Annotated in this window: 2 protein-coding genes; both read right to left on the bottom strand. The window is 75.8% G+C overall.

All coding sequences use genetic code 11. From position 1 onward, the window contains the following. Positions 1-335 precede the first annotated feature (335 nt). Positions 336-689, bottom strand: a complete 354-nt coding sequence (locus tag VIW71_RS22350; protein WP_331624279.1) for a (2Fe-2S) ferredoxin domain-containing protein — start codon at positions 687-689, stop codon at positions 336-338. 116 nt (positions 690-805) lie between these two features. Next, positions 806-2,911: a heavy metal translocating P-type ATPase gene (locus VIW71_RS22345; RefSeq protein WP_331624278.1), complete on the bottom strand. Its 2,106-nt coding sequence runs from the start codon at positions 2,909-2,911 to the stop codon at positions 806-808. Positions 2,912-3,283: the final 372 nt, after the last annotated feature.

The following is a 3,283-nucleotide window of genomic DNA, read 5'->3' as shown; positions in this document are numbered from 1 at the left end:
GGGCGCCACATGCCTGGCCATGCAGCCGGCCCGGCGTCCAGTGTCACGAGAAGCTGGAGCCATGGACGGAGCTGAGGGCGAAGTACCACTGTCCGGCGGCCGGATCACCCCGGGCGTGGTCCGTGTCGGCGATACGGTGCGTGCTCGGCCGCCAAGTCCGCAACGCCCTCTGGTGGCGCCGGCACCTCGTCCGGGGGTGGCTGCCGGGCCCGTCGTCCGGTCCGGCGGCCGGGTCTTCCGGCCGCTCACATGCCCTGTCCGGTCCGGCAGCCGGGTCTTCCGGTTGTCGGAATGCTCCCGACGGGTCCGGCGGGGGGCTGAGGTGGAGTGGGGGATCAGGCGTCCGCTGCTTGGCGGACGCGGCGGGACGGGGTGAAGGCGTAGAGGTCGAGGACGGGTGGCGGGTCGGCGAGGCCGGGGCCGCCGGCGCGGATCCAGGCGGCGATGTCGGCCGTGGCGTCCGGGTCGTTGACGAGGCCGAGCCAGACAGGGCGACCGCCGGCCGCGCGGCCGGCGGCGGAGGGCTGGATGACGACGATGTTCGCCCGTTCGCAGGCGTCCAGGCAGTCGGAGACCCGTACTCCGGCCAGTCCGTCCAGAGCCTCGCGAATATCGGTGAGTTGGGCGGCGTGGTCCAGGCCGGGGACCTTCCGGGAGGTGCCGCAGCAGCACCCGCGGCAGACGGTCACCCGGGGCGGCGAGGCCGGCTCGGCCCCGCTCCCGCCCGCGCCGCGTCTGCCCGCGCTGCCTCTGCCCGTGTCGGCCCCGCTCGCGCCCCCGCCGCCCCCGCGGGGCGTACGGCGGCTCACCGGCCGCCGCCGACCGGGCTCGCGGTCGCGTCGCCGGAGACGCCGCCGACCGGGCTCCCGGCGACCTCGCCGGAGACGCCTGCCTTCGGCAACCCGCGCCGCCACGCCGAGGCCCGCAGCAGCCGCAGCCCGTTGAGGCCGACGATGACCGTGGAGCCCTCGTGGCCCGCCACGCCGAGCGGCAGCGGCAGGTAGCCGACCAGGTCCCACACGATCAGGCCGGTGATGAAGGCGGAGGCGATCACCAGGTTGGCGACCACCAGCCTGCGGGCCCGCCGGGAGAGGGCCACCACCGCCGGGACGGTGGCGAGTTCGTCGCGTACGACGACCGCGTCCGCCGTCTCCAGCGCCAGGTCCGATCCCGCCTGGCCCATCGCCACGCCCATGTGCGCGGCGGCCAGTGCGGGGGCGTCGTTGACGCCGTCGCCGACCACCAGCGTGCGGTGTCCCGCGGCGGCGAGTTCCCGTACCGCCGCGACCTTGTCCTGGGGGAGCAGGCCGGCCCGTACGTCCTCGATACCGACCTCGGCCGCCAGCCGGCGGGCGGCGCGGTCGTTGTCGCCGGTGAGCAGTACGGGCGCGGCGCCGGTCAGTTCGCGGACCCGCGCCACCGCCTCGGCCGCGCCCGGCCGGAGCCGGTCGGTGATGCCCAGCACGGCGACCGGGACGTCGTCCACGGCCACGACCACCGCCGTACGCCCGGCGGCCTCCAGCTCCGACACGGCCCTGGCCGCCTCGCCGACGGGGACGAGGTGCGCGGGGCTGCCGACCTGGACCCGGTGCCCGTCCACGGTCGCGGTGACGCCCCGGCCCGGCGTGGAGGTGAACTCCTCGACCCGGCCCGGCTTCACCCCGCGCTCGGTGGCCGCCGCCAGGACGGCGCGCGCCAGCGGGTGCTCGGAGCGCTCCTCCGCGCCCGCCGCCAGCCGCAGCACGCCCGCCTCGTCGAGCCCCGAGCCGGAGCCGGCCCCGGAACCCGAGTTCGCCAGCACCCGCACCTCCGCGACCCGCGGCGTCCCCTCGGTCAGCGTTCCGGTCTTGTCGAACGCCACCCGGTCGCTCTCCCCCAACTGCTCCATCACCACCGCGGACTTCACCAGCACGCCGTGCCGCCCCGCGTTCGCGATGGCCGACAGCAGCGGCGGCATGGTGGCCAGCACCACCGCGCACGGCGACGCCACGATCATGAAGGTCATCGCCCGCAGCAGCGCGTCCTGCACCGCCTCGCCGAACGCGAGCGGCAGGAAGAAGACGAGCAGCGTGGCGACGACCACGCCGACCGAGTACCGCTGTTCGACCTTCTCGATGAAGAGCTGTGTGGGGGCCTTGGTCTCGCTGGCCTGCTCCACCAGCGTCACGATCCGTGCCACCACCGAGTCCGCGGCGGGCCGGTCCACCCGTACCCGCAGCGCGCCCGCGCCGTTGAGGGTTCCGGCGAACACCTCGTCGCCGGGCAGCTTGGGCACCGGCAGCGGCTCGCCGGTGATCGTGGCCTGGTCGACGTCGCTCGCCCCGTCGACCACCACGCCGTCCGCGCCGATCCGCTCGCCGGGCCGTACGAGGATCTCGTCGCCGACCGCGAGGACCGCGGTGTCCACGAGCTCCTCGTCGCCGCCGGCGGTCAGTCGTACCGCCTGTTCGGGCGCCAGGTCCAGCAGCCCGCGTACCGAGTCGGCGGTCCGCTGGGTGGCGAACGCCTCCAGGGCCCCGGAGGTGGCGAAGATGACGATCAGCAGGCCGCCGTCCAGCACCTGCCCGATCGAGGCGGCGCCGATCGCCGCCACCACCATCAGCAGGTCGACGTCCAGGCTCTTCTCCCGCAGCGCCTGGACGCCCGCCCAGGCGGGTTCCCAGCCGCCCGCCGCGTAGCAGGCCAGGTACAGCGTCCACCACAGCCAGTCCGGCGCCCCGCCGAACTGCGCGGCGATCCCGAGGCCGAACAGTACGGTCGACGCCGCCGCCCACCGCACCTCGGCGAGCGCCCACAGCCGGGTCCGCCGCGCGCGTGCCACCGCCGGCCGCGCGGCGGACCCGGGCGCGGTGGCCGTCGGTGGTGCGGTCCGGGGTTCGGCCGTGGCCGTGGGGCCAGGTGCAGGCGCCATGTGTGATCACTCCATTGCGTCGTGGTGCGTCGTGGTGCGGTGCGCTGGGCGCGCGTCGCGCGGTGTGCGGCGCGTCGTGGCGTGTTCGCGGTGTGGTGGTGCGCGGCGGTGCGCGGTGGTGTGCGTCGGGTGCGGGAGGCACGGCCCGACTGGGCGTCGACCTCCCATGGACGCTGCGCGGGCGCCGTCGGCCGCGGTGGGGATGTGGAACCGGGGGATGGGATGCCCGGGGTCCACCCGACCACGATACATGCCTATCTGCGTTCATGCGAATATATGCGGGTGGAGGGGATTTCGCTGCGGCGCGGTACGGGCGGACGGCGCCGGGCCTCCGCCGCGTCACCGCGCCTGCCGCGTCACGGCCTGCCCGTA

Source organism: Streptomyces sp. (assembly GCF_036524955.1).
GTDB lineage: Bacteria > Actinomycetota > Actinomycetes > Streptomycetales > Streptomycetaceae > Actinacidiphila.
The sequence above is the reverse complement of the archived record's forward strand: the minus strand, read 5'-3'. Positions and strand labels throughout refer to the sequence as shown.

What these genes read in the sequence shown, in the direction of transcription:
- VIW71_RS22345 (WP_331624278.1), bottom strand. Translation starts at nt 2,911, where the DNA reads ATGGCGCCTGCACCTGGCCCCACGGCCACGGCCGAACCCCGGACCGCA.